The following is a 4,815-nucleotide window of genomic DNA, read 5'->3' as shown; positions in this document are numbered from 1 at the left end:
CCCTAAAATGTTCGGCCGTATGATGGACGAGAAATTAGGTTACCTGCACTTCTGGTTAACATTTATCTGCGCTTACCTGGTATTCTTCCCAATGCACTTTATGGGTCTTGACGGCGTACCGCGTAGGTATTATGCCTTCACTGAATTTGCTTCAATGCAAAAATGGTTAACTATAAATACATTTGTTACCTGGGCTGCTATTATCGCTGCACTTACACAGTTTGGTTTCCTTTATAATTTCTTTGTATCGATATTCAAAGGACAAAAGGCAACTCAAAATCCATGGGAGTCAAATACATTGGAGTGGACTACTCCTGTTGAGCACCTGCATGGCAACTGGCCGGGTGAAATTCCAACTGTTTACCGTTGGCCATATGATTACAGCAAACCGGGAGCCGAAGAGGATTATATCCCTCAAACTGTTCCTTACTCGCAAACAATGAGTTCAAACCAACCGCATGATTTCGAAGATAATCCTGCAGGTTTAGCAGAACTTAACAAGTTTACAAGTACGCTGAAAGCAAACGAACAAGTAAAATAAATTAATACTTATCTGATCTTTTAGGGTACCTACCTAATTTGAAGATTTGAAAATCTGAACAATTTGAAAATCACATTTTCAAATCAATAAATTTTCAAATCTTCAAATTCAGAATGGGTACCCTAAATTTTTAGACATATTTAGATGAGCACAGCCGCAAAAAATAGGTTTCAAAAGATCAATATTACAACCATTGTTCTGCTGTTTGTTTTGATTCTTGCCGGTGGTGTTGTACGTAGCTCAGGTTCAGGTATGGGGTGCCCCGACTGGCCAAAATGTTTTGGAAGATATATCCCACCTACTGATATAAACGATCTCCCTAAAGACTATAAACAAAAGTACGTAGCTAAACGCATAGAAAAGAACCAGCGTTTTGCGAAAACACTTGATGTATTTGGTTACAGTGATCTGGCAAAACGTATTCGCGAAGACCGTTCCATCCTTGTACCTGAAGAGTTTAACGCAGGCAAAACATGGACAGAATATATCAACCGCCTTATAGGTGCTTTATCGGGTCTTTTCCTCTTGCTTTCTGTAGTGTTCTCTTTCAGCTATTGGAAAACAGATAAAAGAATAGCTATCCTGAGTATTTTTAACCTGGTGCTTGTGGGGTTTCAGGCTTGGTTAGGTTCAATTGTGGTATCAACTAATTTAGTTGCCTGGATAGTTACTGTACACATGCTTTTAGCATTGGCTATTTTGGCTATTTGCATTTACACGTATCAGGTAGCGAGAATTTCAGGAAAGAGTACTTCGGGCTCGTCGTCTTTGGTTTACATTATAACGCTTGCTGCACTGTTTGTAAGTATCCTGCAGATCGCCTTCGGTACCGAGGTACGGGAGAAGATCGATGCGGTTGCTAATCATTTCCAAGGCGGTTACCGTAAAGATTGGATCACTAATGCCGGCGAGATCTTTCAGCATCATAGGGATATAGCCATTTTGGTGCTGATATTGAATGTTGCCTTATTTGTTTTGATCCGTAAAGGATTTAACAGGCATTCCATCCAGCAACAGCTGATGAGTTTTACATTTTTAATGATCACGTTACAGATAGTTACCGGGATCTTATTATCATATCTCGCGTTACCACCGGTGGCCCAGGCCGCGCATATAGTATTGGCGAGTTTAATATTTGGAGCACAATTTTATTTGCTTTTGAATTTATTTCAAGGTGTTAAGGGTAGGGAGGTAAGCAAATGAAATGGGCTGATTTTTCAAAACTGATTAAAACGAGACTTACCTCTTTGGTAGTGTTTTCGGCATCCATATCATTTTTAATCGGGAGCCGCGCTAACGGGCATATCGTTTGGATTGATTGGGTTAAATTGATCATAGGGGGCTTCCTGGTTACTTCTGCAGCCAATGCTTTCAATGAGATCATTGAAAAGGATCTGGATAAGCTGATGAAGCGCACTATGGATAGGCCAATCCCTTCAGGTAAAATGACTACCGGGCAGGCATTGGTATTAGGTTTAGGCATGGGTATGGCAGGTACTTACCTGTTGGGCAGTTTAAACCTGTTAACCGGCTTGTTATCGGTGTTCTCTATATTATTGTATGCATTTGCTTATACGCCGCTAAAACGTAAATCGCCGATAGCGGTTTTTGTTGGAGCGATTCCTGGCGCTTTGCCACCGCTGATCGGTTATGTGGCTGCACAGGTTCATGGAAGGATAGATGAGATAGCGATAATCCTATTTTCTATTCAGTTTATCTGGCAGTTTGTTCATTTCTGGGCTATTGCCTGGGTTTTGGATGATGATTATAAGCTGGCAGGTTTTAGGTTACTGCCGTCGGGCAAAAGAGATTTAACAAGTGCGGTAATTACGTTTATATTTGCCATTGTTTTAGTCCCCGTAAGTTTATTGCCAACCTTTTACGGTTATGGTGGTTACTGGGTAGGCGGAGTATCATTGATATGCAGCTTAATATTCTTATACCAGTCATTTATGTTGCTGCGTACCCGTCAAATACCCGAGGCGCGTAAATTAATGTTCGGCTCGTTTTTTTACCTGCCGTTAGTTCAGATAATGTTTTTAGTAGATTTTATAGTTAAGTGAGATGATGGCAAGGATGGAACAAGATAACGACAGGCTTAACCTTGGTGCCAAAAAGTTTAACATGTGGATCTTTATATTCACATCGTTTATGCTTTTCGCGGCTTTTACCAGCGGCTTTATCGTTTATTCGGGCGGTAGCGGTCACGGTTTAAACGTGATCATGCCCCAGTCGTTTTTGTATATCACTATTGTTATAGTATTAAGCATCGGCACATTGTTTTTAGCGTCAAAGGCTGCTAAGGAATTGCAGTTTGACAAACAGAAGCTGTATTTATGGATCACATTAGGTCTGGGATTGGCGTTTTTTGCCTTACAAATTTATGCCTGCTATGTGTTAACCTACAAAATGCAGATCTATTTTGTTGATCCAAACGCTTCGCGTTCGTTTGTTTACGTTTTTGTCGGTGCGCATTTAGTGCACATTTTGGCCGCGTTGTTATTGCTAATAAATACACTTATAGGTACATACCGTAATATCCCCCAGATACGGAATATGTTTAAAATGGAATTAACCTCCATTTTCTGGCATTTTCTCGATATTATATGGATTTATCTGTATGTTTTTTTACTTTTGAATCATAATTAATACACCCATAGATTAGTACAGATGAGTACAACAGTTTCACAAATTGACGAAGTAAAAACTTCGCCCTGGTCGGGAGGAAGATCCCCGTTCAACGTGGAGTACGGAAAAATAATGATGTGGTTTTTCCTCCTTTCGGATGCGTTCACCTTTTCATCATTATTGATAGCTTACGGTTCATTACGTTTCAGCGCAAGCGTATGGCCAGGTGCAGATAAAGTTTTTCAATCAGTACCCGGTGTTGTTGATAGCGGTTATCCATTGGTTTTCGTGGGTATAATGACCTTTATCCTCATTGCAAGTTCTGTTACCATGGTATTGGCTGTTGAGGCTGGCCACCGTAACTCAAAAAAGGAAGTTATTGGGTGGATGATAGCAACCATTATAGGTGGTTTCATGTTCCTTGGCTGCCAGGCTTTGGAATGGGGACACTTACACCACGAAGGTTTTTGGTGGGGTAGCGTTCCTCCGGCAGAAGAGCTGAAGCATTTATTTAGAGGTGGTTCTGAAGCTGTACAGCACATGACCTCTCAGGAGTTTGCCAACTTATTCTTTACTATAACGGGTTTCCACGGTTTCCACGTATTTACAGGTGTAATCATCAATATCATCATCACCGTTAACGTGTTAAAGGGCACGTATGAGAAACGCGGTAGCTACCTAATGGTTGAAAAGGTTGGTTTATACTGGCACTTTGTAGACCTTGTTTGGGTATTCGTATTTACATTCTTTTACTTAGTTTAAAAATATTTATCATATGTCAGCAGAATCACACGAAGTTCACCATGACGGTGAGCACGAAACCATGACCAAAGGCAGGATCTGGAAAGTGTTCTTTATATTATTGGGTATTACCATTATAGAGTTTATTATAGCGCTTGTATGCGTGCCAAAAAACATCCTTCCTATACAGTATGCTAACCCTGTATATATTGTTTTAACCTTGTTTAAAGCTTTTTATATCGTTGCATATTTTATGCACTTAAAATTTGAAAAACTTGGTTTAGTGTTATCGTTAGCAATTCCGGTAATATTTATAGTAGGTTTGATCCTGGTACTTACAAACGAAAGCCACCATTGGGTTGACCTGCGGTTTCCGCTATAATGAATAAGGCTTCTATATTAAAAAAGATCCTGATCCTGGTGCTCATATTAGCAGTACCAGGATTTTTATATTATTTACTTACCGCTAAAGGTAAAAACAGGTACAAACCCCTGGCTGTTTTCGGGCCAAAGGTGGTTGCTAAAACAGGCCATAAGTTTCATGGTAAGTATATCCCTGATACCATTTACCATACCATTCCCGATTTTAAACTGACCGATCAGGAAGGCAAGGCGGTTACATTAGCTACACTGAAGGGAAAGATCTTTGTAATTAACTTCTTTTATAAAAACTGCCCTACCGTTTGCCAAACCATCAACAAGAATATGAGTTGGCTGGTGGGTACTTATTATAAAAACAAGATGGTTTACTTTTTAACCATCACTGTAGATCCCGAACACGATACCCCGGAGGTTCTCAATAAATACCTGCAAACCTTCAAGCCCGAATCGAATCGCTGGCTGATGTGCAGCGGCGATACCTCATCCGTTTACAGCTTTGCCCGCAATGGCCTTTATGTTAACGC

General features: G+C 40.3%; 7 protein-coding genes. All 7 read left to right on the top strand.

The features are described from left to right. Positions 1 to 541, top strand: a 541-nt coding sequence (locus VF500_RS28165; RefSeq protein WP_330862844.1) for a cbb3-type cytochrome c oxidase subunit I, incomplete at its 5' end; no start/stop codon positions are given. Between the two features lie 144 nt (positions 542 to 685). Then, complete coding sequence (locus tag VF500_RS28160) at positions 686 to 1,744, top strand: COX15/CtaA family protein (protein ID WP_330862843.1); 1,059 nt, start codon at positions 686 to 688, stop codon at positions 1,742 to 1,744. Continuing rightward, positions 1,741 to 2,604, top strand: a complete 864-nt coding sequence (gene cyoE, locus VF500_RS28155; RefSeq protein ID WP_121231835.1) for a heme o synthase — start codon at positions 1,741 to 1,743, stop codon at positions 2,602 to 2,604. The genes VF500_RS28160 and cyoE overlap by 4 nt, the downstream gene beginning before the upstream one ends. 1 nt (position 2,605) lies before the next feature. After that, positions 2,606 to 3,190 (top strand): cytochrome c oxidase subunit 3, encoded by a 585-nt coding sequence (locus tag VF500_RS28150; RefSeq protein ID WP_330862842.1) that lies wholly within the window; start codon positions 2,606 to 2,608, stop codon positions 3,188 to 3,190. 21 nt (positions 3,191 to 3,211) lie between these two features. Next, positions 3,212 to 3,931, top strand: a complete 720-nt coding sequence (locus VF500_RS28145; RefSeq protein WP_330862841.1) for a cytochrome c oxidase subunit 3 — start codon at positions 3,212 to 3,214, stop codon at positions 3,929 to 3,931. Positions 3,932 to 3,944: 13 nt separating this feature from the next. Beyond that, positions 3,945 to 4,292, top strand: coding sequence for a cytochrome C oxidase subunit IV family protein (locus VF500_RS28140; protein WP_330862840.1), 348 nt, complete (start codon positions 3,945 to 3,947; stop codon positions 4,290 to 4,292). Beyond that, positions 4,292 to 4,815 (top strand): SCO family protein (locus VF500_RS28135; protein ID WP_330862839.1); only part of this gene is annotated, 524 nt, incomplete at its 3' end. The genes VF500_RS28140 and VF500_RS28135, both read left to right, overlap by 1 nt.

The sequence above is a fragment of the Mucilaginibacter sp. genome (genome assembly GCF_036383575.1).
Classification (GTDB): Bacteria; Bacteroidota; Bacteroidia; order Sphingobacteriales; family Sphingobacteriaceae; genus Mucilaginibacter.
The sequence above is the reverse complement of the archived record's forward strand: the minus strand, read 5'-3'. Positions and strand labels throughout refer to the sequence as shown.